The following is a 21,014-nucleotide window of genomic DNA, read 5'->3' as shown; positions in this document are numbered from 1 at the left end:
CGGCGGCGGCGCCGCGGCTCTCCGGCGCGTGCCGGTGCCGGCGGGCTCCAGCATCGGACGAGGCGTGCCGTGGACCCTTCAGAGCGCCGCATCATCGGCTTCGACGGCCTGCGGGCCTTGGCCTTCCTGATGGTCTTCGTCAGCCATAAGGCGCCGAGCCCGCGAACGGAGGCCCTCGGCAGCACCGGCGTCTGGCTCTTCTTCGTGCTGAGCGGCTTCCTGATCGTCCGCATCCTCGCGGCGGCCCGCGACCGCGTGGAGGCCGGCAGGGCGACCCCGGCGACCAGCCTGGGATTGTTCTACCGGAAGAGGATCGCCCGCATCGGTCCCGTCTACTACGTCTTCCTGTTCGTGCTCTACACGACCCGGCTTGGCAGCCCATTGAGCCTGGGTGACGAATCCTTCCGGCTCTCGACCTGGCTCTACGTCACGAATGTCTACATCGAATGGAACGGCTGGGGGACGGAACTCGGCCACCTGTGGAGCCTGGCTGTCGAGCAGCAATTCTACCTGATGTTCGCGCCGGCTGCGCTGTTCCTGCCGCGGCGGCACCTCGGCGCGCTCTGCGGGGCGCTCGTCTGCACCAGCATCGTGATGCATGGCGCCTTATGGGCGGTGGGCGCGTGGCTGGTGAGCTTCGACGTCGATACCGTCGTCAATCTCGGGCTGATCGCGCTCGGGGGCTTGGCCGGGTTGCGCACGAAGCCGCTGCCGGCTTGGCTCAGGAGCGACGCCGCCATGGCCGGCGCGCTGATCCTGTTCCTGGCGCTGCCGATCGTGGCCGGGAATAGCGGCCGGTGGCTGATCGTCGGGCGGCTCAGCGGGGTTCTGGCGGCGCTGCTGCTCGTGCAGGTCTTCCAGGCCCAGAGCAGCCGGGCGGTCGGGCTGCTGGACACCGCGTGGCTGCGCAGGATCGGCGTGATCAGCTACGGCGCCTACCTGTTCCACGTGCCGATCCATGCGGAGCGGCTGCTGTCGGCCGTGGGCGTTCACCTCGCCACGCCGCGCCTCGTCGCCCTGACGCTGGACCTCCTGCTGACCCTGCTGCTGGCGGAAGCCTCGTGGCGGCTGCTGGAATCACCCGCCCGCAGGATCCTGCGGGCGCCCCCCGCGGCCGGTCGGGCGTCCGCATTGATCAATCCGTAGGCGAAAAGGCCGTCGCGGCCCGGGATCCGTCCCGGGCCTCACGCACCGCTCTTCTCCAGTCGGGCCGGCTCGAGGACGATCAAGTTGCGCCTCGCCATCAGGCCGAACCGCTTCCGCGCGCGCAGGATCGGGCTCTCGATGCCGTGCCACGACAAGACGGCGGCGAGGATCGTCGGCCCGAGGGCGAGCAGGAACAGCACAGTGACGGATTCGATTTTCGGGACGAGGTAGTGCACCGCATTGAGGATCGGGCAATGGTACAGATAGAGGCCGTAGGAGTAATCGGCCTTGTACTGCCCAATACGGCCGCCGAGATCCGCGAGGCCGATCGAGACCGCGATGTAGGCCAGACACATCCCCGACAGGGCCGGCCCCATGAGAGTCCGCCGGTCAGGACCGAGCAGATACAAGAGGCCGGCTCCCGCGAGCGCGGCCGCGAACAGCCGTCCGTCGAGGGGCACATCGTCCCGCCAGACGTAGAGCAGGCAACCGCCCAGGAAACACGAGAACAGGATCGCGCCGCGACCGGTGAAGAACAGGCGGAACAGCCAAGCCTGCTCGAACAGGGACAGAAGCCCGAGGCCGTCCAGCAGGGCGGGCGTGACCGCGAGCGCGACGATCGCCGCCAGAAGCACGCCGGGGCGGCGGAGAAGTCCCGACGCGATCAGGACCGCCATCAGGCAATAGCAGGCGATCTCGTACGGGATGGTCCAGAGGGCCGCATTGACGATGCCGGGCTGGCCGTTCTGCGTGAAGACCCCGGGAAGTTGGGAGCGGAAGATCCCGACGCTGTTCGCGCAATACTGCCACACCGCAGGCTGCGCGAAATAGGTCACCGGGTCGTAGGTCGAGAAGATCGGGCCGATGACGAACGCCGTCACCAGCGTCACGACGGCCAGCGCGGGCCCGATCCGCAGGGCCCGATTGACGAGGAACCGCCCCGGCGGGAGCCGCAACGCGCTTCCGGCCACCAGGAATCCGCTCAGCCCGAAGAACATCGGCACGAGGCTGTCAGTCAGGGGCGCGAGCGACGTGGTCCAGAGCTTGCTGCCCACCGTGGCGCCGGTGTGGAACGCCATGACCAGGATCGCGAGCGACAGGCGCAGGATGTCGAAGCCGCTCCCGTAGCCGCCGCCGGCCGCGAGTGCCCGGCCTATGGTCCCGGCCGGAACCGATCCGCTGCCGCGCCGGGCCGCCTGATGATGCATGATCTGGCCTCGCAAGGTCGCGCGGCGGGACGCAGCGCCGCGCGACCGGCATGCCACCGGTTCGCGCGGCGGCCGGAGCGGCCTCGGGTGCTCAAATGGAGGGATCCTGTGTCGGATCGGGCGCGCCGGATTGGGGGGCGCTCCACCCTAGGCAGGTCCCGCGACGACCGGACAGGGACCGGCCTCCTCCGAACGACGTAGCGGATCCGGATTTTTCGGTCGCCCCCTACCCCGCCGTTCACCTGGGTCCGTATCCGGCCACTCCGAGCCCGGGGCCGCGGGCGTAACGGCAGCCCGAGACCTCATGCGGGTGGCGGCCGGCCAGCGCCGCCGGGAGCGGCATGATCCCGGCGGTGTGGGCGCGCCTGCACATGCCGATGAGCGGGCCGAGCAATTCGCCTACGAAATAAGCGACGGTATCAACGAGCAATCACAGTCATTTTTGCAGTAAATTTGACTGATCTCACAAAAATACACGAAATTTCTCAATGATTAAAACTGAGATATTCTTTATCTTTATCGGCAATGATTCGATGTTATTGTAGGCGACGCTGCAGCTGGAAACTCCAGCCGTCCCGGCCTCAGATCATGATGACCTTGAGAGATCTGGCAGCCACAATGATACAGGCTTCCTGAAGATGCTCCGATGGGACCTTTTGGCCAGTATAGGCCTGTCCTTCAGGAGTGGGCGGAGAGTGCTTGTCGTGCGAGCGCGCGACAGGTTCGGCGGACTATTCCCGCGGTCGTTCGATCGATAGGAGAGCACTCGTTACTGAAGCGGGCACCGATAAATATAGATCCATCGGCAGCTCAAATAACCGACTATTATACCGCTCACCTCAGTAGCTTTGAGTCAGGATCCGCCGGGATGCGGATCGTCCCCGTCTATTTCGGCAGCGATGCCGTCCTCGTCCTGCGGCCAGCATAATCCGGTTCCGCAGGCCGGGCGTGATGCGGCCGAGCGACGGATATCGCGATCCGGCAGCATCGGCCTGGCGAAGGTCTGCTACCGCTTGATCGGCAGCCGCCCGACCACGCACCCGGTCGCGTCCCGCACGACGAGCGTCAATGGGCTGCCGGGCTCGGTGGCGCACACGTCGTCCGCCATCTCTTGAATCACGCTCCGCGCCTCGGTCAACGCCTCGGCCAAGTCATCGGCTTCCACGCCCTCGTCGTCACGGATCGTCCTCCTGCCGTTCTCGATGTCGAAATAGAAGCGGATGGGCACCTACATCCCCCCTGGTTGTTGCCCTCGGGAGGGCTGTCCGTTTCTGATTGCGTAGCCCGGCTGTGTCTGACAACATTCATTTGGAGACATAAAGCTTAATAAACATCAAAGCTGAGCTCGCGATTTGCGTTGCAATAATGTCGACATTTTAATTGAATAGTTCAATATAGGTATCGATCATCACCCATTCGGCCACGTCGCCGGGGCGGAATGAGGTCATTCGCCTGATCCGCGACGGCCGGCACCTCAGCCTCCGGCAATTCGGGCGTTGGGGAAAATCTATCCCTCCAGCGCCCGATAAAAAAATCCGCGCCGAGATCGAATCGGCTTCATCGAACATCAATCCCTGTCGCAGCGGGCGGGTCTTGAGCCGACCCGCCGGGAAGGCCGTCTCTCGTTGTGCGCCTCGGGAGACGGCCCGAACGGCGGCACCGCCGCGCCAAACCGCCCGCGCCCCCGTTTCGGCTGCGCGCAGAACCGGTTCGGAGCCATCCTCCGCAATGGGACGGTCCGGCGGCCGCGCTACGCCCTTTGAGCGTCGTGCGCCGTATCCGCGTGGCGCCATTCTCGGGCGCGGCCGGGGCGAGCGCCCCGCGCGGATCCTCCGCGGCGCGGCCGGGCAGGAAGGGCGATGGCGGATCAGATCGTGTCCGATGCGTGCGGCGCGTCCGTGGACGTCTCGTTCATCATGGCCGCGCACGACGCGGCTCCCTGGATCGAGACGGCGATCCGTTCGGCCCTCGACCAGGCCGGCGTCGCGGTGGAGATCCTGGTCGTCGATGACGGCTCGGTCGACGGGACCGATGCCGTCATCGCGCGCCTGGCGGCGGCCGACCCGCGCATCCGCGCGGTGCCCCTCGACGGGGCGCGGCCGGGGGCGCCGCGGGGCCCGTCGTGCGCCCGGAACGCCGCCCTGCAGGCCGCCCGGGGTCGCTGGGTCGCGATCCTCGACGCCGACGACCTGGTCGTCCCGGACCGGACCCGCACCCTCCTCGACCTCGCCGCAGCGGCGGGCGCCGACATCCTCGCCGACAACCCGATCCCGTTCGCGGGCGCGTTCGATCCCCGCGGGGCCGGCATGCTCGACGGCGGCCGGGAGCCCTACCTGTTCGAGGTCGATCTCGCCCGGTACCTCACCTGCAACCGGATGCTCACCCCGGGCGTGAAGCTGGGCTATCTCAAGCCGATGCTGCGGGCCGATCTCGTACGCCGGCACGGCCTCCGGTACGACGAAGGCGTCAGGGTCGGCGAGGACTTCCTGTTCTGCCTTGGCGCCCTCGCCGGGGGCGCCCGTTTCGTCGTCACCTCCTACGCGGGCTACGGCTATCGGCGCGGTTCCGCCTCTCTCTCCCACCGGCTGCGCCTGGCCGACATCCAGCGCCTGGACGCGGCATTCGCGGCCTGGGCCGGGCGCGGCGTCGCGGCCGAGCCCCAGGCGCAGGCTGCCGATATCCGGCAGGCCAGCCGCGCCTATCGCGACAGCCTCGCCACCGCCCAGGTCATCGCCCGGGTCGTCGATGCCGCCCAGGCGGGCCGGTGGCTCCGCGGTGCCGCGCTGGCGCTGGGCAGGCCCCAGGCCTGGCGCTTCCTGGCCGGCTCGCTGCTTTCGGCGGCCGGGAAGCGCCTGCGTCCCGCGATGCCGGACGCACTCCCGGTCGGACAGAGGTGAATCGCATGCGCCTGTGCATCTGCATCTGCACCTGCGAGCGCCCGACGGGGCTCGCCCGGCTCCTCGAGGCCATCGACCAGCAGAGGCTCGGCAGCCTCGCCGAGACCGGGCTGCGGATCCTGGTAGTCGACAACGGCCGCAGCGATGCGGCCATCCCGGTGGTGGAGGCCTACCGCACCGACGGCCGCTTCCCGATCACCTATGCCCGCGAGGAGATCCGGGGCCTTTCCGCAGTCCGCAACCGGAGCCTCAACGCCGCGGCTGCGCTGGGCTCCGACTGGGTCGCGCTGATCGACGACGACGAGATCCCCGACCGGGACTGGCTCTGCAACCTCCTCGACACGGCGCTCCGGGTCGGGGTCGCGGCCTGCGTCGGGCCGGTCGTGCCGTTCTTCGACCGGGTCCCGCCCGCCTGGGCCGTGGCGGGGGGCTTCTTCGCCAAGCGCCTCCCGGTCCGCGACGGTCTCGTGGCGGATGCCTACACGGCCAACGCGCTCCTGGACCTGCGGGTGGTCACGGCGCTCGGCCTGTCCTTCGACATGCGCTTCAACACGATGGGCGGCGAGGACACCTACTTCTTCCGGTCCCTGCTCCTCGCCGGGCACCGGATCGCCTGGGCGCAGGACGCGGTCGTGTACGACAGCATCCCCACGCACCGGATGCGGGTGCGCTGGCTGCTGGCCCGCTGGTACCGCAGCGGCAGCGTCGAGGCCTATCTCGGTCGCCTCCGCCCGGAGACGGTGAGCGGCCGCCTCGCCAATGCGGCCCGGGGCCTGGCGCGCCTCGCCGGGGGCCTGCTGCGGCTGGGGATCGCTGGACTGTCGCTGCGGCGGGCGACCCTGATCGGAGGAGGCTACACACTCTGCCGCGGCGCCGGGCTGCTGGCGGCGGTCTTCGGCGCCAGCTACCGGGAATACCACCCGTCCCGGCACCGGTAGGCCTGCCATCGGGTCGTGACCCGAGGCCGAGCGCGGCCTCGGTGAGGAGACCCGCATCGGCGCCCGAACCGCGAAAGACTGCGACACTGCGCGGCAGGCTCGGCGAAGCGGCTTCTTGCCCTCGACGGACGCGCACAATCGGAAACGACGCCCACTGGATCGGGAGAGCGGCCTGCCGCGCGCTCCGAACCCCGCGACGAGGCCCGTCACCGGAACAGGGGCAGGCCCGCGCCGATGATGACGAGGCCGAGCACGATCAGGCTGCCGCCCGCGCTCTCCAGCGCCGCCTGCTGCACCGATCGCTTCGGGGCGATGCCCGCGAGCACCGCGCCCGAGAGCAGGCAGATCAAGCTCAGGAATGTCATGGCAGTCGCCCCAGCGCCCCGCCCGGACGCTCTCCCAACGGTCTCGTTACAGGCCAAAATGCAGCCACGCCGTTAACGAACGCCCCTCGCGCCCCCCAGGCGGGCCGTGGCTGCCCTCGGCAGGCATGCGGCCAAGCCGCGCCGGGGAAGGGGTAAAGCTTCGCCTGCATTGGGCTTTCCCCGATCGATCAACAGCCCTCCACCGCAATCCGGATCCGCGGCGCCCGAATGGTTGAACCGTCCAGCCCCATGCGCTTTGTTCGCTTTATGTTCTCAACAGGATCGATGGCGATGCCCGCTCACCCGCACGAACCGCCGGCGGAGATACGCCTCACGGAGGCCGAGGCGATTGCGCTCGCGTATCACCGCGCCGCCAGGGGCGACGCCTGGGGCGCCCTGGTCGCGGCGATCGCGGACGCGCTTGTCGACCTCGATGAGGCGGAACGGCGCGCGGCGCAGCAGGGGCGGCTGATCTCCCGCGGCTATGCACGCTGCCAGACCGGGACAGGCTGAGCCCCGTCTGCGCCGGCCGCATCGACGAGGCGCTCGTCCGCAATCCGGACGCCGTGGGGTTCGCCGGTCGGGCAGGCCTTGGGCGTCGGCGTCCAGACCGTTTGCCCGCCGGGGCGCGGAGCCCGCATCGGGTTCGGGCTGGACGGAGCCGGCGCTGTGCCGTGTGCGGGCGCGATCGACCCTCTGTCCGGCAAACGGCCGGAGATCCGTGCGAACCAATTCCACCTGGACGGGAGCCGACCGAGGCGGCGACAATTTGTATTATTTCCTTTTCTATGACAATATGCTTATCTTCGTCCCACTTTGGGAACCGGTCATGGGCGATATCAACGATGAACGGCGGCGCCTCTCGGCGACGTGGCTCAACACGATCGCATCCGGTGTCGTGTCCGCTGGCTCATGCGGGTCGCTGCTGGCCTACAGCTTCGGCCCACGGCCGGGCATCAGCGGCTTTCAGGTCCTGGCGGTCTCGATCTTCGCCATGGGCCTCGGGGCGCTGTTGCACCTCCTGGCCCGCGCCCTCCTGAACGACCGCTGATGCGGGAACGGTTCCGGGAGAGCGGCGCGACGCCGCCATGACCCTGCCTTCACCGCGCAGGGTGTACCGACGCCGGCAAGCTCGACCTCTATGCCACCCTCTGCGATGTGCGTAGATCATGATGTGGATGGGCGGGATCCGGTTTCCCGGACTCGTCACGCAACCACCACACGGAGATGGCGCCCGCTGCTGCATCCGTGACAAAGCAGTAGCCTCAGAGGGGCGAGACGCCGGGCAGTGCGGATGTCGATGGAACGGGACCGGATCGGGCGGGGCTGTGATGCGCCGGCTACGCAGGGGCGGGCGAGCCTGATCGCGGGCCTCCTCCTGGCGATCCAGGCGACGGCCGCCCTCGCGGCGCCGGGCGCCTATCCCGACCAACGCGAGGCCGACCTGGTCGTGAAGGATTTCCGCCTGCAGAGCGGGGCCGTGCTGCCGGAAGTCCGGCTGCATTACACCACCCTCGGCACGCCCCACCGGGGCGCCAACGGCGAAATCGACAACGCCGTCCTGATGCTGCACGGCACCACCGGGACCGGCCGGCAGTTCCTGGCGCCCACCCTCGGCCCCGAGCTGTTCGCGGAAGGCGCACCGCTCGATGCGCGAAGATACTTCATCATCCTGCCGGATGGCCTGGGCCGGGGTGGCTCGTCGAAGCCGTCCGACGGGCTGCACGCGCAATTCCCGCGCTACGGCTACGGCGACGTCGTCACGGGCCAGTACCGCGTGGTCACGGAGGGGCTCGGGCTGAAGCACCTCAAGCTCGTCATGGGCACGTCCATGGGCGGGATGCAGACCTGGATGTGGGGCGAGCGTTACCCCACCATGATGGACGCCCTCGTGCCGATCGCCAGCCAGCCGATCCCGATCAGCGGGCGCAACGCCCTGTGGCGGCGCCTGCTCGTCACGGCCATCCGCATGGACCCGGACTGGAACGGCGGTGCGTACACGGCCGAGCCGAGGCGCTTCATCGAAACGCTGCCGATCTTCAACATCATGACCGAGAGCGTGCTCGGCCTGCAGAAGCAGGTGCCGACCAACGCGGATGCCGCAATGGTCTATGCCGCGCTCGAGGCGGGATACGCCGGCAAGGCCGATGCCAACGACTGGCTGTACTGGTTCGAATCCTCCTACGATTACGATCCTTCCGCCGATCTCGGGACGATCAAGGCCAAGCTGCTGGCGATCAACTTCGCCGACGACATGCTGAACCCGCCGGAACTCGAAGTCATGCACGACGCGGTCGAGCGGATTCCGGGCGCGCAGTTCGTCCTGGTACCCGCCTCGGCGGACACGCGTGGTCACCAGTCCCTGCGGTTCGCCAGCCTGTGGAAGGCGCATCTCTCCCGGTTCCTGGCAGGGCTCGACGGGACAGCCGCCGGCGCCACCGACCGGTAATGGGCGGACCACGCGGCAGATCGGGGTTCCCGCCATGACGCCGGCGGAACGCGACCGCTTCGAGAAGTGTCTCGCGCTGGCGGCACGGGGCGCGACCGCGGGTGAGCGGGACGCGGCGCGGGCCGCCGCCGAGCGCATCGCGACCGGCGCCGGCCTCACCCTGGCGGAGGCGGCCGCCGGGGTGCGCGATCCCCGGCCTTCGAGGGCGGGCACGGAACAGCCGCGCCGCCCACCGCCCGATCCGCGGCGCCCCTTCGCCTGGGCCCAACCGAAGGAGCCGGTGAAGCCGATCACCATCGAGGAATTGCTGCGCCAGAAGGCCGGGACGGAAGCGTGGAAGAAGCGGGCGGCCGCCTCCGCCGAGCGCCGGCTGAAGCGGGAACGGGCCGAACAGGAGGCCTACGAGGTGCAGCAACGCGCCCGGCAGGCCGAGCGCGATCGGGAATGGGCGGCCGCGAAGGCGCGGCGGAACGTGCCCTGAGGCCCGTCAGGGCGCCTCGGACGCGGAGGCGAATGTCCTGCCGGCCAGGACCGAGGCGTCGTCCGCGTGCCGGCCGGCCGCGATCACGCGCTTGACCGTGGACCGGGCCGCGTCGATGGCGATGGCCGCCGCCGACATGGTCCTGGCCTCGGTCGGTCGCTCCAGAGCGTGCTTGGCGATGTCGCCGGCGAGGTCGTCGATCTCGCGGGCCAGCGCCGCCAGGCGCCCGCCATCGTCCGTCTCCTGCGCCTCCTGCCGGATCGCCAGGAGCCGGTCGGTCGCCTCCTCGACCCGCTCGCGCCGCAGGCGGGACAGGCGCTGGCCGACCCAGGCGACCGCCGAGCCGATACCGCCGCCCAGGAAGGCGACCAGGTAGATCCAGGTCTCGTAGCGCTCGACGAAGCTCTGCTGCTCACGCTCGAAGTAGTCGACCGCCCCCGGGTGGATCGGCAGCCGCGCGCTGGTCGCGCCCGCGGTGCTCTCGTAGGCGGGAGCCTGCACGTAGTCGGCCGCCGGCGTGACGTTCGCCATGAAGCTGCGCAGCTCGAACAGGTGCTGTGTCACGTCCGCGGCCACCGCGCGGGACAGGCTCGACCGCGCCATGAGCCGATAGGAGGCGCCGACCGTACGGACCTCCGCTTCCGGCACCTTGGGACTGCCCCCGAAGGTCTCGGCCGGCATGCTCACCACCTGGAGGCGCGGCATGCGGGCGACGATGGCCTCGGCATTCTCCACGTCGACGAACGCGATCTTCCGGGTGCGGCCCGCCGCCTGGACGGTCTCGACGATGCGCAGCGCCGCCGGGGCGGTCGGCGCGATGACCGCGACAACCGCGTCGACCCGCTTGCGGGCGAAGGCGGTGGCGAGGTCGGCCTCGGCGACCTCGACGAGGGCCACGTGGCGGGGCGGCAGCGGCCCCTCGATATCCTTGCCGAGCAGCGTCAGGCCGTAATGCGCAAGCATGGACCGGATGAGCGCCTCGTCCGCGTCGCGGTGGGCCAGGATGGCCAGACGCTTGCGGTCGAGGTCGGGGAACCTGTCGATGCCCGACGTGCCGGGCGAGGCGATGATCATCGCTTGGTCGCGCAGGATGGCGAGCGTCAGGCCGTTGTCCGGAAGCTCGACGTCGGGGCGGACCACCGCGAGGTCGGCCTTGCCGTCGCGGAGCGCCTCGGCGCTGTCGCGCACGTCGTCGAAGGGCAGGATCCTGAGGCGGATCTCCTTGTGCCGCTTCGCCAGGGCATCCGCGTAGGCCTGGATCAGGGCCGGCTCGGTGCCGTCGCTCGGAGCGACCGCCACCGTCAGCACGGTCGCGCGGGAGACCCAGTAGGCCGCGGCGGCGGCGAGCCCGAGCCCGATGGACAGCGCCAGGAAGACGACTTCCGGGCGCAGGAGGAGCTTGCCGAACCGCCTCATCGGGGCCTTCTCCGCTCGCGTCGGGACCCGCCCGGCCGGCTCCTCCAGGGAGGGCAGCCGGGCACGGCGTCACGGGCAGGGGTGGCGGGCGCCGTCGTTGCCAAGATAGGTACCGCTCGCCGCGTCGTACGAGCGGAAGCGGCGCGCGCAGGCTGCGACCGCCTCCGGGTCTGAGCCACCCCGGACCACGACGGGCGCGGCCTGGACCTGCGCGTTGGCGATGGCGCCGCCGATGATGGCGCCTGCCGCCAAGCCGGCCACGCCCGCGCCGACGGCCGCGCCGACGCCTGGGCCGCGGCGATAGCCGTAGCCGCGCCGGTGGCCGAAATGCCGGTGGCCGAAGCGGCGGTACTGGCTGTACGCGGTCGGCAGGTCGCCGCGCGCCAGCGCGTCCACAGGGGCGTGCTGCCCCGGGGCGGCCGAGGCGGGAAGGCCGGCGAGGGTGGCCGCGACGGTCGCGGCCAGGGCGAGGGTACGCTTCATGCCCGGTCGATTCCTCTCTTTCAGGGACGCGGCGGATCTCAGGAGATCCGGTTGAGCCGGCCGCCGCTTCAGGAACGGAGGCCGAGGGAGGCGAGAGTCTCCGGCAGCCCGAACGCTGTCAGGGCCCGGCGCAGCCTGGCGCTCGACTCCGATGTCAGCGGGGGCGGCGGGTGAGCCAGCCGGCCGCGAAGGCCAGGGCGGCGAGACCCAGGAGCGTGCGGGTGCGGTTGCCGTCGGCGTAGCGGACGGCACGGCGGCCGTAGGCCTCGCCGCGACGGCGTGCCTCGCGGGCGAGATGGCGGCCGTCCTCGATCAGGTCGTCGGCCCGCTCATGCGCCGCATGGGCGAGGTGGCGACCGTCCTCGACGAGGTCCTCGGCCCGGTCGCGGGCGCGGCCATAGGCGTACTGCGCGCCGCCGGCCACTTGGTTCACGGCGCCCCGCACCTGACGACCCGGATCGCCGGTGATGCCGCCGAGGGTGGTCTGGGCGCGGCCCTTCAGATGACGGGACGCACCATGGAGCTGGTCGCGGTTCATACTGCTCTCCTGAAAACGGGATGAGGGGACGGAGCGGGCGCGGCGGGCCGGCCCGGCAGAGCCGTTCCGGATCGGACTGCGATCGGGCCCCGCTCTGTGTCTTGACGCGCCGCCTGCCGCCGAACCGGCGTTCGCTTCAGCGGCGACACTGATGCGGCGGCAAGGGGCCGATCGGAATTGCCTGATGCAATTCCGATCGGACGGTCATTTCCGGCCGGTGATCGTGTCGGCGACGCTCTTGGCGCCGTCCTTGACGTCGCCGACCGCCTTCTGCGCCTCGCCCTTCAGTTCCTGCGCCTTGCCCTCGGCCACGAGCTTGTCGTTGCCGGTAGCCTTGCCGGCGGCCTGCTTGACGTTGCCGACCGCCTCGTTGGCAAGGCCCTTGATCTTGTCGGTTGTGCTGCTCATCGGATTCTCTCCTTCTGGGTTGCAGTTCTGGCCGGCTATCGCCGGTCGGAAGGGGTCCCCGCCGGATGGCGGGGACCGAGCGGGTCAGACGCGGCGCGCCTCGTAGGTGCCGAGCAGGGTGACGGGCTTGGGGGCGCCGAAGCGGCCGCCCAGGAAGGCGGCGAGCGCCCCGAGGATCAGCGCGATGGCGGCGTAGAAGGCGCCCTGCGTGGCCGCCGACTTCGCGGTCACGGCCGCGGCCTCGGCCTTCTGCTTGGCGGTGGCGACCGCTTGGTCGTACTGCTTCTCGTAGTCCTGCACCTGCTGACGCGCCTGATCGACCGGGATGTTCTGCGCCTTGGCGAGCGCGTCCGCGGCGCGCGCCTCGGCCTGCGCCTTCTGCGCCGGGTCGCCGGTGAACAGGGCCTTCACGGCCGCCACAGCGGCGTCACGGGCGGCCTGCGGGTCCTGGCCGGCGGCCTGCTGTCGGACCGTGTTCTCGATGCCGTCGAGCGGATTCGTGATCTTGGACAGGGACGGCGCAGCGGCCTGGGCGGCCGTCTGCACCGTGCCGCCGACGAGGTTCCCCGCCCCGCCCAGGGTGCTGGTCACGCCGCTGAAGGCACCACCGACGAGGCCGCCGACCGCCGAGGTCAACAGGTAGAGCACGACGAGGGTCGTCACCGCCCAGGACACGAGGCCGTGAAGGCCGGCCGCGCCCGGTAGCGGCTTGCCCGAGAGGCGCCCCGCGATGGCGCCGCCGACCAGCGAGGCCACGACGCCAGAGGCCACGAACCAGACCCCCGCGCCGAGGGAGACGGTCGAGGCGGCCGGGTTGTCGGCGGCGGTGGTGCCGACGGAGGCCAGGCCCACGCCGACGCCGATCAGGTTCAGGATGGCCTGGGTCACGAGGGCTGTGGTGGCGCCGGCGAAGACGGCCCCCCAGGAGACTTGGTTGAGCAGGACGGCACGCGTGTCGGCGTGCGTCTCCGCGGCGAGAGTGGGAACGGTGGTCTGGATGGTGGTCACGCTGCTACTCCGGATCGTCGGTCGTCGGGGGGGTCTGCGGCTCAGTCGCGGGTGGCGCTGACGAGCAGGCCGAGGCCGAAGCCGACGAGGCCGGCGACGAGCAGGGAGGCGAGCGGGTACTCGGCGACCTGGTGGCTCACCTCGCGGGTGCCCCGGCGCAGGTAGTGTCCGCCGCGCTCGTAGGCGTCCTCGGCGTAGTCGTAGGCCTCGTCGGCCGCGTGGCGGACCGTGTCCTTGGCTTGGCCGTAGAGGTTCTCGGCCGTGCCCTGCGCCTCGCGGACGCGGCCCTCGACCGAGTCGCGCTTCGAGCCGGTGAGGTCGCCGACCGCGCCCTGCAGCTTGCCGCCGAATTCCTTCGCGGCACCCGTGATCCTGTCCGTGTCGACCATGTCGTTCTCCTGTGATGGCTTGTCTGTCGGGATGGCGCTCCGGGAGGAGCGCCGGACGGCGTTCAGCGTCAGTCGCGGCGGGGTCGCGTCGGCTTCGACGGCCGCGCCTCGCGTTTCTGACGCCGGCCCTCGGCTTCGACCCGGGTATCGCCGGTGAGCTTGCCGATGGCCTCCTTCACCGAGCCCTTGAGGTGCTCGGTGGAAGTCGATTTGCCTTGTTCGGTCATGGGCACCCCGTCGTGCTTGAGAAAACCCTGGACCGAATTTCAGATGTGCGCCTTGCGGGCACATTCAATGATACGAATTTACTGGTAGGCTGATCTTTATGGATCGGTCGCCTGCACGGGAAATCCGTTCTCGCGCCCCCACAAGATCACCTCCGTCCTCTTGTGCAGGCCCAGCTTGCGGTAGAGCGCGGCGCCGTGATTGCGCACGGTATTGCGCGACAGGCCGAGCTTTCGCGCGATGGCGCCGTCGTCGCAGCCCGCGCAGATCAGATTGAGGATCTGGCGCTCGCGCACCGTCAGATCGGGCACGGATCCGTCGGGGCTCTCGCGTCCTGGGCGCCTCAGGTTGGCGAGCTTCTCGATCAGGCCGCGGCTAAACCACGAAGTGTCGGCCATCACGGTCTCGATCGCGTCGAACAATTCCCGCTCGTTGTGCTTGCGCGCGGTGATGTCCTGAAGCACCAGCAGCACGAAGTCGGCATCGTTGATGGTGACGCGCTCGGCCGAGACCAGACAGTCGAGGTTGGCTCCGCTCTCGTGGCGCAGGCAGACTTCGGCGCCGAGCACGTAGCCGTTGCGGGCCAGCCCAGCCTCGAACGGCACGCGCTGGCTCTCGGACACCCAGAGCCCGACCTCGGCCAGGGTGCGGCCGACGATCTTGTCCTGGCCCAGACCGAAGACCCGGGTGAAGGCCTCGTTGACGCTGCCGACCGAGCAATCCTCCGCCCGCGCCAGTACGGTGGGCACCGGGGTGAGACGAAACGCCTTGGCGAAGCGCTCTTCGCTCTGGCGCAGGGCCGTCTCGGCCTTCCGGCGCAGTTCGAGGTCGGCGAAGGTGAAGAGCATGCAGCGCTCGTCGCCCATCTCGATCGGCTGGCCGGCCACGATGACGAAGCGGGTGCCGCCGTCGGGAAGCTGCAGGCAGGCCTCCATCTGGGGGATCGTGCCGCCCTCGTTCAGGCGGGAGACCGCCAGATCGCGCTGCTTGGCGTCGGCCAGCACGTCGACCTCGTAGACGCTGCGGCCGATCACGCCGTCGCGGGTGTGGCCGGTCATCTCCAGGAAGCCGGCATTGACCTTGACGTGGCGCAGGTCGGACAGCCGGGTGATGACCGCCGGCGCCGGGTTGGCGTTGAAGGTCTTCTCGAACCGCTCCTCGGCCTCGAACTGGTCGGAGATGTCCTTGAGGATCAGTGCGAGGCAACTCGGCCGCCCCTCACGGTCGACGGCGACCAAGCTCCTGAGCGAGTGGACGAAGTCGACCTCGGGCTTGTCCGTCCGCGTCACCTCCACCACGACGTCGTGGAAGGTCTGGCCCGTGACGACACGCTCGATCGGGTAACGCTCGGGCGTATGGTTGTTGCGGTAGCGCAGGCAGAAGCGCTCGCGGTAGGCATCGACCGTGCGTCCGAGTTCGTCCAGCGACGCGGCCCCGTGCATGACGAGCGCGGCCTCATTGGCGTAGGCGAGGCTCTGGTCGGGCTCGACCAGGATGACGCCCTCGCTCAGGCCGGCGATGATCTGCCGGAGTTCCTGCCTGTCGACACCTGCCGTCACGACCCCTCCGGCTCCTGCGTGCTGCGCCCTGCCCATTCGGCAGCCGGGCACAAACGGGTTGCGCACAAGCAGGTTCCCACCTTTCCGTTCTTTTCACTGGTATACCTGCATCATTGACGCGGTTGTTATCGACCAGAGATAAGTCCTCGCCTTGCCGGCAGGGTGCGCCACCCGATGTGGCCGCCTGTTTCGGCTGACCACGAGTGCTTGTTCCGTGCAGTCATTCGACGAACATCAGGACACCATGGCCGTCTCGGTCACGGCGATCGCCCATGTGCATGCCCACCTCGGGCTCCAACTGCGAGAATACTACTCACAGGATGTAGAGATTGACGCCAGCTCGCGCCTAGGGCGAGTTCTCGGCCGCCTATCCGCGGCCCTCGACGCCGCCGAGGCAGGGCACGAGGTCCCAGCCGCCTTCAAGGATGACCTGATCGGGATGGTCCCGCGCCTGCGCCGCTACGCGCTGTCCCTGACCCGCGACGCGGTCGAGGCCGACGACCTCGTTCAGTTTACCCTGCTCAGGGCTTGGCAGCATCGGACCAAGTTCACGTCCGGCACCAACTTGGTGGCATGGCTGTTCGCCATCCTGCGCAACGGCTTCATCAACGGGCGGCGCAAGCACCGTCTCGAGGTTCCGGACCCCGACGGCATCCATGCCGCCGCCCTCGTGCGACCGGCCGATCAGGAGCACAAGCTCGACATCCGCGATCTTCAGGCGGCCCTCGACAGGCTCGAACCCACTTACCGCGAGGCGCTGCTACTGGTCGCCGTGGAGGGCCTGTCATACGAGGCCGCGGCCGACGCGATCGGCTGCCCGACCGGCACCGTGAAGAGCCGGGTCAGCCGCGCACGCGACTGGCTCGCCCGCGATCTCGGCGAGGCCTGACCGGCTCGCGCCCGGACAGGGCGTCGCGCGGCCGAGCCGGAACGGCGCCGCCGCACGCTCGATCCGGCACAGAAAATCCCCTCTCCCGGTAAGTCCTTCTCAGTGCATCGGGACGGCCGGCACCCAAATCGGCTCGCAGGAAACCCGCACGACGGCGCGGCAGCGGGGTCCCGCTTCCTTCCCCAGGGTTGTGCCGGGCGCCGGCCCCCTGCCCTCCCGGCGCGGCCGCGCGGCCGGGCATCGCGCGAACGCCTGGTCCGCCAACCCAGCCGCAGCCACCGCGGAGCCGCCGTCACAGAGAGGACCGGCGGCCTCGCGGCAACGACGACACACGAGAGGAGACCATGACCAGACTCGACCGCGCCGCGATTCCGGCAGCCCTATCCCTGGCCCTGGCCGCCGGCTCGGCGGTTGCCGCGCCGACGGCGAACGGATTCGATGGATCCTGGTCGGTGGTGGCGACCACGGAGAACGGGAGCTGCGCCGGGCCGTTCCGCTATCCCATCGTCATCCGGGACGGGAATGTGGACGAGGCCGGCGACACCGGCGTCGACGCCTCCGGCCGGACAGGCGCCGACGGTCGGATCACCGGCACGATCCGCAGCGGGCTCGCCAGCGTGTCGGTCAGCGGTCGCCTTAGCGGAGCCGGCGGCACCGGACGCTGGAGGCTCTCCGGGCTCACCGCCTGTTCGGGGCGCTGGACGGCCCGGCGCACGGGCTGAGCGGCGCAGCGCCGGCCGGTGCATAGCGCCACAGGGCTGGACCTATCCGCTCGGCAGCCTGTTGCTCCCCGGTATCCGCAGGCGCGGGCGAGCGAGGTATATCGGTGGCAGAACAACTCTCCGGTCAGGACAGCCGTCAGGGCAAGCGCGGCAGGCCGGCGCTCTACGTCCTGATCGTCAGCGTGGGTCTCATGCTCGCCGCGCTCGCCGGGCTGATGATGTGGCAGGGCGCGAGTTCGCCGCCCGACTACGCGAGCCAGAGCCAGGATGCCTCGCGCAAGCAGATCACCGGAACCGAGAGCGGCGCCACGTCGCCGTCCAACAGCAGCGCGGTTCCGGGCGGCAATCCGTCCGCTCCGCAGCCGGCCGCCCGGAGCGCCAACCCGTGACGCCCGGGACCCGGCACGACCACCGATGCGCGGCGGATATCTGCCGTGAGCACGGCTGGCGTGTCGGAACCTGCCTCGTCGGCGATGCGGGCTACGGCCCGACCGTGATCCGGATCACCGCCCTCGGCGAGAAGGTCATGCTGGCCCGGATGGTCAGCCACGCCCGCGTGGCCGTCCCCTACAACGCGGATCGGGCGTGGTCGCTGTCGCTGCGCGACTGGCGCTCTATCGGCTGATCCCGTCCGATTGTGGTACGGCGTGCGCCAGGAAAGGGTGGGGCCGCGCGGGCGCGGCCGACAGCGCCACGGATACCGGCGCGGCGCGAGGGTTCCACGGGACCCTGACCGCTCGTCAACGCACGAGGTGAGCCATGACATCGCTGCTCGACCAACTCCGCACCATGACCGTGGTGGTCGCCGATACCGGCGACATCGGCGCCATCGAGAAGCTGAAGCCGGTCGACTGCACGACGAATCCCTCGCTGCTCCTGAAGGCGGCCGGCACGGAGGGCCTCGCCCACATCGTCGACGAGGCGGTGAGCTGGGGCCGGGCCCAGGGCGGCGGGACCGAGGATGTCGTCCAGGCCGTCGCGGACCGGCTCGCCGTCTCGGTCGGCGTCGCGCTGACCAAGCTGGTACCGGGACGGGTCTCCACGGAGGTCGACGCCAATCTCTCCTTCGACACGGAGCGGACGCTGGAGAAGGCCCGGGCGATCATCGGCGCCTATGACGCGCGCGGTGTGCCGCGCGAGCGGGTGCTGATCAAGATCGCCTCGACCTGGGAGGGCATCCAGGCGGCGCGCGTGCTCCAGCGCGAGGGCGTGGACTGCAACCTGACCCTGCTGTTCTCCCTCGTCCAGGCGATGGCCTGCGCGGATGCCGGCGTATTCCTGATCTCGCCCTTCGTCGGGCGCATCACGGACTGGTACGCCAAGGCCGAGGGGAAGACCTACACGGGGGCGGACGATCCGGGCGTCCAGTCCGTGCGGGCGATCTATGCCGCCTACAAGGCGCGCGGGATCAAGACCGTCGTGATGGGCGCCTCGTTCCGCAACATCGGCCAGATCCAGGCGCTGGCGGGCTGCGACCGCCTGACCATCGCGCCGAAGCTGCTGGAGGAACTCGCCGCCACGCAGGGCACCCTCACCCGCGCCCTGTCGCCGGAGGCCTACGGCGAGCCGCCCGAGGTGCCGGCAACGGACGCGCTCTCGTTCCGTTGGGAGCTGAACGAGAGCGCCATGGCCACGGAGAAGCTCGCGGAGGGCATCCGGCAGTTCGGCAGCGACCTGCGCGCCCTCCACGGTCTCATCCGTGCCCGGCTCGCGCGCGTGTGACGGAACCCGAGCCCGATCGGCCGGTCCGGAACGCGGGGCGGGCATGCGGGCGCCGGCGGATCGTTTCGGACCGCGGCCGAGTTGAAGCCTTGCCGCTCCTGCCGCGGCGGGGAGTGAGCCGTGTATAATTCCTTCTACTCGTCGATGATGCTGGCCATCGAGGCACAGCGTGTCATCGAACTGCGGCTGATGCGCCTCGCCTGGGGCGGCAGCGAGGGGCTCGCCGAGGCACAGTCCATGGTGCTCGAGAAGGTACACGCCGCCGGCGAGGCGATGACGACGCTGATGCTGGGTGGCTCGCCCGAGACGGTCATCGCCCGCTACCGCGAGCACGTCGCGTTCAACACCGAGCGCCTGACCGCGATCTGACCGGCGGGCGCCCCTTTCGGGGGGCCGCCCCGGGCGGTTGACGATTTTCCTGAGCCTGCGCCCCGTTCCGACCGGTTGCGCCTTCGTTGCAGCCACCGTCGGGTGTAAGCGTCCGCGATGATCGAACCTAACCAAACCGCCTTCATCGTGAAGGTCGCCCGCCCCGACGAGGACGCGCCCGAGCACCTGCTCACGCTGTTCTACGCGGTCATCGCCGATGATCCCGAGAGCGGCGTGCAGATCGTCAGGGAGGCCGTGAAGGAGGGCGCCGAGGTCACGCTGACGGAGGTGCGGCTCTCTCAGGCCACCGCCCAGGCGATCGATCTCCGTCCCGGCTACGCGCGGGCTCTCTGAACGGACCGGCAGATCGGCCGTGACTGCTCGCCTAGAGCCGGACTTATTCCAAGGAACGGGCGTCTCCGAGACACCTCACGCGGCGGCCGGCCTGTGTTCCGCCACCGAGCCGAGCAGCGGTCGCGGGCCGCCCGTGCGCCGGCGGATCTCAGGCTTCCACGCCCATCCGTGTTGAGGGGCGGATCGGACGGGCGTGGAAGGCCAGCGATCGGCTGGTTCTCCGGGCGTAATCCGACAGGGTTAACGGTTTCTTACCGGGGCCGCGCCCGCACGGAATGCACGCACCGGAGCGATCCTAGGCCCCCTGGGCGATCCAGCCCAGAACGGTCGCGCAGCGCTCGGCCTGGTCGCGGGTCAGTCCGGAAGCGACGGCAGCTCCGTTGCGATAGACCACGAAGGTGCCGTCGTCGGTGGCGCGGATCTTGATCGAAGCCATCACGCCGCTCCGCCCGAGAGAGCCCGGAGCTGCGTCAGGCCGGTGGCGGTGATCCGCCAGGTGGCGTGGCCGTCATCGGGCTTGGGGTGGTGGACGATCCGCTCCAGATGGCCGACACTTTCGAGCGCGATGAGCCTGCTGTGGTCGCCGGGCCAGGAATCGTCCGGCTTCCGTTGGATCGAGATCCGATAATCGTCGGCCTCGGCAGCTTTATTGAGAAGGCGGCGCTCGTGGTTGACCAGCATTGGCACTCCTGGGCTGGGCGGATCAGGACGCATTACTTACGTACAGGCTGACCCATATGGTTAAGCTTGGCAACCCCTCCCCCTCGAAGACCCTTGGATCGTCCCGGCCGGATCGCGGGGCTTCGAGGCGTCCCGCATCCGGACTTTGGATGGGAGCGCGGTTGGAGATCGCGCCGCCGCCCCGAAGAAGGGGGCATCCGACGACACGGCGCGGTCCCCGGGCGAGCCGCCCACCCGGCCAGGGGCCGCACAAAGCGTACCGTCGGGCAGGAATGCGGAAGGCCGCACTGCGGCGGCGTAGACCCAGCTTCGCCGGCGCATGTGACTGACGGGCCAAACCCGGTACCGCGGAAGCCCCGATGCCCGCAGCCGGAAATCGTCCGGCGCGGCGGATCAGGAGGCGAGCGCCAAGTCTGCGCCCGCGAAGCCGAGCCCGGCCAGGAACAGGCTCCCGCCCATCACCTCGAGGATGGCGCGGTACCGGGCGGACCAAAGGGATCCGACCACCAGGCCGATGCCAGCCACGACACAGAACACGCCCAGCGACATCATGATGGCCTCCGCGCCGATCAGCGATACACGAGCGACGTATGTCGAGCCGGAAGGTTTCCGAGTCTTCGGGTTGTCGACAGGCAAATTCACTCGGACGCCGCGCCCGTCCTGTGCAGGTAGGTCCTGTGCGGCTGAACGGCTTGAGACAGATCAAAGCGGGACGGCGCGAGCGCCGGCAGCCTCACGCAAGACCTGCGGGCTGGCCGGACAGGGCA

Annotated in this window: 28 protein-coding genes; 14 read left to right on the top strand and 14 right to left on the bottom strand. The window is 69.9% G+C overall.

Annotated elements, in window-relative coordinates:
• The first annotated feature begins 69 nt into the window (after nucleotides 1-69).
• Nucleotides 70-1,146 (top strand): acyltransferase, encoded by a 1,077-nt coding sequence (locus Q8W67_RS22730; protein ID WP_305550054.1) that lies wholly within the window; start codon nucleotides 70-72, stop codon nucleotides 1,144-1,146.
• A gap of 38 nt (nucleotides 1,147-1,184) precedes the next feature.
• On the opposite strand, the gene Q8W67_RS22725 is transcribed toward Q8W67_RS22730, so the two are convergent.
• Both Q8W67_RS22725 and Q8W67_RS22720 read right to left on the bottom strand, forming a co-directional pair.
• Entirely contained in the window at nucleotides 1,185-2,354 is a 1,170-nt protein-coding gene (locus tag Q8W67_RS22725; protein WP_305550053.1) for an acyltransferase, read from the bottom strand.
• Between the two features lie 1,006 nt (nucleotides 2,355-3,360).
• Nucleotides 3,361-3,582, bottom strand: a complete 222-nt coding sequence (locus Q8W67_RS22720; RefSeq protein WP_305550052.1) for a hypothetical protein — start codon at nucleotides 3,580-3,582, stop codon at nucleotides 3,361-3,363.
• A 631-nt stretch (nucleotides 3,583-4,213) separates the two neighbouring features.
• Here Q8W67_RS22720 and Q8W67_RS22715 point away from each other — a divergent pair.
• The gene (locus Q8W67_RS22715; RefSeq protein ID WP_305550051.1) at nucleotides 4,214-5,251 is read left to right on the top strand and encodes a glycosyltransferase family 2 protein; all 1,038 of its coding nucleotides are present in this window, start codon (nucleotides 4,214-4,216) and stop codon (nucleotides 5,249-5,251) included.
• A gap of 5 nt (nucleotides 5,252-5,256) precedes the next feature.
• Nucleotides 5,257-6,189 carry a glycosyltransferase family 2 protein gene (locus tag Q8W67_RS22710; protein WP_305550050.1) on the top strand — a complete coding sequence of 311 codons (933 nt, stop codon included), beginning with the start codon at nucleotides 5,257-5,259 and terminating at the stop codon, nucleotides 6,187-6,189.
• A 206-nt stretch (nucleotides 6,190-6,395) separates the two neighbouring features.
• Here the strand turns inward: Q8W67_RS22710 and Q8W67_RS22705 are convergent, their stop codons facing one another.
• Nucleotides 6,396-6,554, bottom strand: coding sequence for a hypothetical protein (locus Q8W67_RS22705; protein ID WP_305550049.1), 159 nt, complete (start codon nucleotides 6,552-6,554; stop codon nucleotides 6,396-6,398).
• Nucleotides 6,555-6,845: 291 nt separating this feature from the next.
• Here Q8W67_RS22705 and Q8W67_RS22700 point away from each other — a divergent pair, with 291 nt between their 5' ends.
• The 4 genes from Q8W67_RS22700 to Q8W67_RS22685 all read left to right on the top strand — a co-directional run bounded on the left by Q8W67_RS22700 (nucleotide 6,846) and on the right by Q8W67_RS22685 (nucleotide 9,484).
• On the top strand, nucleotides 6,846-7,067 hold the full coding sequence (locus Q8W67_RS22700; protein WP_305550048.1) for a hypothetical protein: 222 nt from the start codon (nucleotides 6,846-6,848) through the stop codon (nucleotides 7,065-7,067).
• Between the two features lie 208 nt (nucleotides 7,068-7,275).
• Nucleotides 7,276-7,605 carry a hypothetical protein gene (locus Q8W67_RS22695; RefSeq protein WP_305550047.1) on the top strand — a complete coding sequence of 110 codons (330 nt, stop codon included), beginning with the start codon at nucleotides 7,276-7,278 and terminating at the stop codon, nucleotides 7,603-7,605.
• Between the two features lie 243 nt (nucleotides 7,606-7,848).
• Nucleotides 7,849-9,003, top strand: coding sequence for an alpha/beta fold hydrolase (locus Q8W67_RS22690; protein WP_305550046.1), 1,155 nt, complete (start codon nucleotides 7,849-7,851; stop codon nucleotides 9,001-9,003).
• A gap of 34 nt (nucleotides 9,004-9,037) precedes the next feature.
• Nucleotides 9,038-9,484 carry a hypothetical protein gene (locus Q8W67_RS22685; protein ID WP_305550045.1) on the top strand — a complete coding sequence of 149 codons (447 nt, stop codon included), beginning with the start codon at nucleotides 9,038-9,040 and terminating at the stop codon, nucleotides 9,482-9,484.
• Nucleotides 9,485-9,490: 6 nt separating this feature from the next.
• Here the strand turns inward: Q8W67_RS22685 and Q8W67_RS22680 are convergent, their stop codons facing one another.
• From Q8W67_RS22680 to Q8W67_RS22645, 8 genes are all read right to left on the bottom strand, one after another.
• Entirely contained in the window at nucleotides 9,491-10,900 is a 1,410-nt protein-coding gene (locus Q8W67_RS22680) for a TAXI family TRAP transporter solute-binding subunit (RefSeq protein ID WP_305550044.1), read from the bottom strand.
• A gap of 69 nt (nucleotides 10,901-10,969) precedes the next feature.
• The gene (locus Q8W67_RS22675) at nucleotides 10,970-11,383 is read right to left on the bottom strand and encodes a BA14K family protein (RefSeq protein WP_305550043.1); all 414 of its coding nucleotides are present in this window, start codon (nucleotides 11,381-11,383) and stop codon (nucleotides 10,970-10,972) included.
• 154 nt (nucleotides 11,384-11,537) lie between these two features.
• Complete coding sequence (locus Q8W67_RS22670) at nucleotides 11,538-11,921, bottom strand: CsbD family protein (protein WP_305550042.1); 384 nt, start codon at nucleotides 11,919-11,921, stop codon at nucleotides 11,538-11,540.
• 204 nt (nucleotides 11,922-12,125) lie between these two features.
• Nucleotides 12,126-12,329 (bottom strand): CsbD family protein, encoded by a 204-nt coding sequence (locus Q8W67_RS22665; protein ID WP_305550041.1) that lies wholly within the window; start codon nucleotides 12,327-12,329, stop codon nucleotides 12,126-12,128.
• An 84-nt stretch (nucleotides 12,330-12,413) separates the two neighbouring features.
• The gene (locus Q8W67_RS22660) at nucleotides 12,414-13,337 is read right to left on the bottom strand and encodes a PhnA-like protein (RefSeq protein ID WP_305550040.1); all 924 of its coding nucleotides are present in this window, start codon (nucleotides 13,335-13,337) and stop codon (nucleotides 12,414-12,416) included.
• Nucleotides 13,338-13,378: 41 nt separating this feature from the next.
• The gene (locus Q8W67_RS22655) at nucleotides 13,379-13,726 is read right to left on the bottom strand and encodes a CsbD family protein (RefSeq protein WP_305550039.1); all 348 of its coding nucleotides are present in this window, start codon (nucleotides 13,724-13,726) and stop codon (nucleotides 13,379-13,381) included.
• A 68-nt stretch (nucleotides 13,727-13,794) separates the two neighbouring features.
• Nucleotides 13,795-13,953: a CsbD family protein gene (locus tag Q8W67_RS22650; protein ID WP_305550067.1), complete on the bottom strand. Its 159-nt coding sequence runs from the start codon at nucleotides 13,951-13,953 to the stop codon at nucleotides 13,795-13,797.
• A gap of 96 nt (nucleotides 13,954-14,049) precedes the next feature.
• Entirely contained in the window at nucleotides 14,050-15,510 is a 1,461-nt protein-coding gene (locus Q8W67_RS22645) for a helix-turn-helix transcriptional regulator (protein ID WP_305550038.1), read from the bottom strand.
• A gap of 214 nt (nucleotides 15,511-15,724) precedes the next feature.
• Here Q8W67_RS22645 and Q8W67_RS22640 point away from each other — a divergent pair, with 214 nt between their 5' ends.
• From Q8W67_RS22640 to Q8W67_RS22610, 7 genes are all read left to right on the top strand, one after another.
• Nucleotides 15,725-16,399, top strand: a complete 675-nt coding sequence (locus tag Q8W67_RS22640) for a sigma-70 family RNA polymerase sigma factor (protein WP_305550036.1) — start codon at nucleotides 15,725-15,727, stop codon at nucleotides 16,397-16,399.
• 344 nt (nucleotides 16,400-16,743) lie between these two features.
• Nucleotides 16,744-17,121, top strand: coding sequence for a hypothetical protein (locus Q8W67_RS22635; protein WP_305550035.1), 378 nt, complete (start codon nucleotides 16,744-16,746; stop codon nucleotides 17,119-17,121).
• Between the two features lie 104 nt (nucleotides 17,122-17,225).
• Entirely contained in the window at nucleotides 17,226-17,510 is a 285-nt protein-coding gene (locus tag Q8W67_RS22630) for a hypothetical protein (protein WP_305550034.1), read from the top strand.
• Entirely contained in the window at nucleotides 17,507-17,746 is a 240-nt protein-coding gene (locus Q8W67_RS22625) for a hypothetical protein (RefSeq protein ID WP_305550033.1), read from the top strand. Before Q8W67_RS22630 ends, Q8W67_RS22625 begins: the two co-directional genes overlap by 4 nt.
• A 134-nt stretch (nucleotides 17,747-17,880) precedes the next feature.
• Complete coding sequence (gene tal, locus Q8W67_RS22620) at nucleotides 17,881-18,843, top strand: transaldolase (protein ID WP_305550032.1); 963 nt, start codon at nucleotides 17,881-17,883, stop codon at nucleotides 18,841-18,843.
• A gap of 144 nt (nucleotides 18,844-18,987) precedes the next feature.
• On the top strand, nucleotides 18,988-19,212 hold the full coding sequence (locus tag Q8W67_RS22615) for a hypothetical protein (RefSeq protein WP_370693936.1): 225 nt from the start codon (nucleotides 18,988-18,990) through the stop codon (nucleotides 19,210-19,212).
• 117 nt (nucleotides 19,213-19,329) lie between these two features.
• A complete protein-coding gene (locus Q8W67_RS22610; RefSeq protein ID WP_305550030.1) occupies nucleotides 19,330-19,566 on the top strand; it encodes a hypothetical protein in 237 nt (78 codons plus the stop codon).
• Between the two features lie 295 nt (nucleotides 19,567-19,861).
• Here the strand turns inward: Q8W67_RS22610 and Q8W67_RS22605 are convergent, their stop codons facing one another.
• From Q8W67_RS22605 to Q8W67_RS22595, 3 genes are all read right to left on the bottom strand, one after another.
• On the bottom strand, nucleotides 19,862-20,002 hold the full coding sequence (locus Q8W67_RS22605) for a hypothetical protein (RefSeq protein WP_305550029.1): 141 nt from the start codon (nucleotides 20,000-20,002) through the stop codon (nucleotides 19,862-19,864).
• Entirely contained in the window at nucleotides 20,002-20,247 is a 246-nt protein-coding gene (locus tag Q8W67_RS22600; protein WP_305550028.1) for a hypothetical protein, read from the bottom strand. Before Q8W67_RS22600 ends, Q8W67_RS22605 begins: the two co-directional genes overlap by 1 nt.
• Nucleotides 20,248-20,640: 393 nt before the next feature.
• Nucleotides 20,641-20,799 carry a hypothetical protein gene (locus tag Q8W67_RS22595; protein WP_305550027.1) on the bottom strand — a complete coding sequence of 53 codons (159 nt, stop codon included), beginning with the start codon at nucleotides 20,797-20,799 and terminating at the stop codon, nucleotides 20,641-20,643.
• Between the last annotated feature and the right edge of the window lie 215 nt (nucleotides 20,800-21,014).

The sequence above is a fragment of the Methylobacterium sp. NEAU K genome (assembly GCF_030700285.1).
Lineage (GTDB): Bacteria > Pseudomonadota > Alphaproteobacteria > Rhizobiales > Beijerinckiaceae > Methylobacterium.
Note: the sequence above shows the minus strand (reverse complement) of the source record. Positions and strands in the feature narration are given on the sequence as shown.

What these genes read in the sequence shown, in the direction of transcription:
- Q8W67_RS22725 (WP_305550053.1), bottom strand. Translation starts at nt 2,354, where the DNA reads ATGCATCATCAGGCGGCCCGGCGCGGCAGCGGATCGGTTCCGGCCGGG.
- Q8W67_RS22715 (WP_305550051.1), top strand. Translation starts at nt 4,214, where the DNA reads ATGGCGGATCAGATCGTGTCCGATGCGTGCGGCGCGTCCGTGGACGTC.
- Q8W67_RS22710 (WP_305550050.1), top strand. Translation starts at nt 5,257, where the DNA reads ATGCGCCTGTGCATCTGCATCTGCACCTGCGAGCGCCCGACGGGGCTC.
- Q8W67_RS22705 (WP_305550049.1), bottom strand. Translation starts at nt 6,554, where the DNA reads ATGACATTCCTGAGCTTGATCTGCCTGCTCTCGGGCGCGGTGCTCGCG.
- Q8W67_RS22700 (WP_305550048.1), top strand. Translation starts at nt 6,846, where the DNA reads ATGCCCGCTCACCCGCACGAACCGCCGGCGGAGATACGCCTCACGGAG.
- Q8W67_RS22690 (WP_305550046.1), top strand. Translation starts at nt 7,849, where the DNA reads ATGTCGATGGAACGGGACCGGATCGGGCGGGGCTGTGATGCGCCGGCT.
- Q8W67_RS22685 (WP_305550045.1), top strand. Translation starts at nt 9,038, where the DNA reads ATGACGCCGGCGGAACGCGACCGCTTCGAGAAGTGTCTCGCGCTGGCG.
- Q8W67_RS22680 (WP_305550044.1), bottom strand. Translation starts at nt 10,900, where the DNA reads ATGAGGCGGTTCGGCAAGCTCCTCCTGCGCCCGGAAGTCGTCTTCCTG.
- Q8W67_RS22675 (WP_305550043.1), bottom strand. Translation starts at nt 11,383, where the DNA reads ATGAAGCGTACCCTCGCCCTGGCCGCGACCGTCGCGGCCACCCTCGCC.
- Q8W67_RS22670 (WP_305550042.1), bottom strand. Translation starts at nt 11,921, where the DNA reads ATGAACCGCGACCAGCTCCATGGTGCGTCCCGTCATCTGAAGGGCCGC.
- Q8W67_RS22665 (WP_305550041.1), bottom strand. Translation starts at nt 12,329, where the DNA reads ATGAGCAGCACAACCGACAAGATCAAGGGCCTTGCCAACGAGGCGGTC.
- Q8W67_RS22655 (WP_305550039.1), bottom strand. Translation starts at nt 13,726, where the DNA reads ATGGTCGACACGGACAGGATCACGGGTGCCGCGAAGGAATTCGGCGGC.
- Q8W67_RS22650 (WP_305550067.1), bottom strand. Translation starts at nt 13,953, where the DNA reads ATGACCGAACAAGGCAAATCGACTTCCACCGAGCACCTCAAGGGCTCG.
- Q8W67_RS22635 (WP_305550035.1), top strand. Translation starts at nt 16,744, where the DNA reads ATGACCAGACTCGACCGCGCCGCGATTCCGGCAGCCCTATCCCTGGCC.
- tal (WP_305550032.1), top strand. Translation starts at nt 17,881, where the DNA reads ATGACATCGCTGCTCGACCAACTCCGCACCATGACCGTGGTGGTCGCC.
- Q8W67_RS22615 (WP_370693936.1), top strand. Translation starts at nt 18,988, where the DNA reads ATGATGCTGGCCATCGAGGCACAGCGTGTCATCGAACTGCGGCTGATG.
- Q8W67_RS22610 (WP_305550030.1), top strand. Translation starts at nt 19,330, where the DNA reads ATGATCGAACCTAACCAAACCGCCTTCATCGTGAAGGTCGCCCGCCCC.
- Q8W67_RS22605 (WP_305550029.1), bottom strand. Translation starts at nt 20,002, where the DNA reads ATGGCTTCGATCAAGATCCGCGCCACCGACGACGGCACCTTCGTGGTC.
- Q8W67_RS22600 (WP_305550028.1), bottom strand. Translation starts at nt 20,247, where the DNA reads ATGCTGGTCAACCACGAGCGCCGCCTTCTCAATAAAGCTGCCGAGGCC.
- Q8W67_RS22595 (WP_305550027.1), bottom strand. Translation starts at nt 20,799, where the DNA reads ATGATGTCGCTGGGCGTGTTCTGTGTCGTGGCTGGCATCGGCCTGGTG.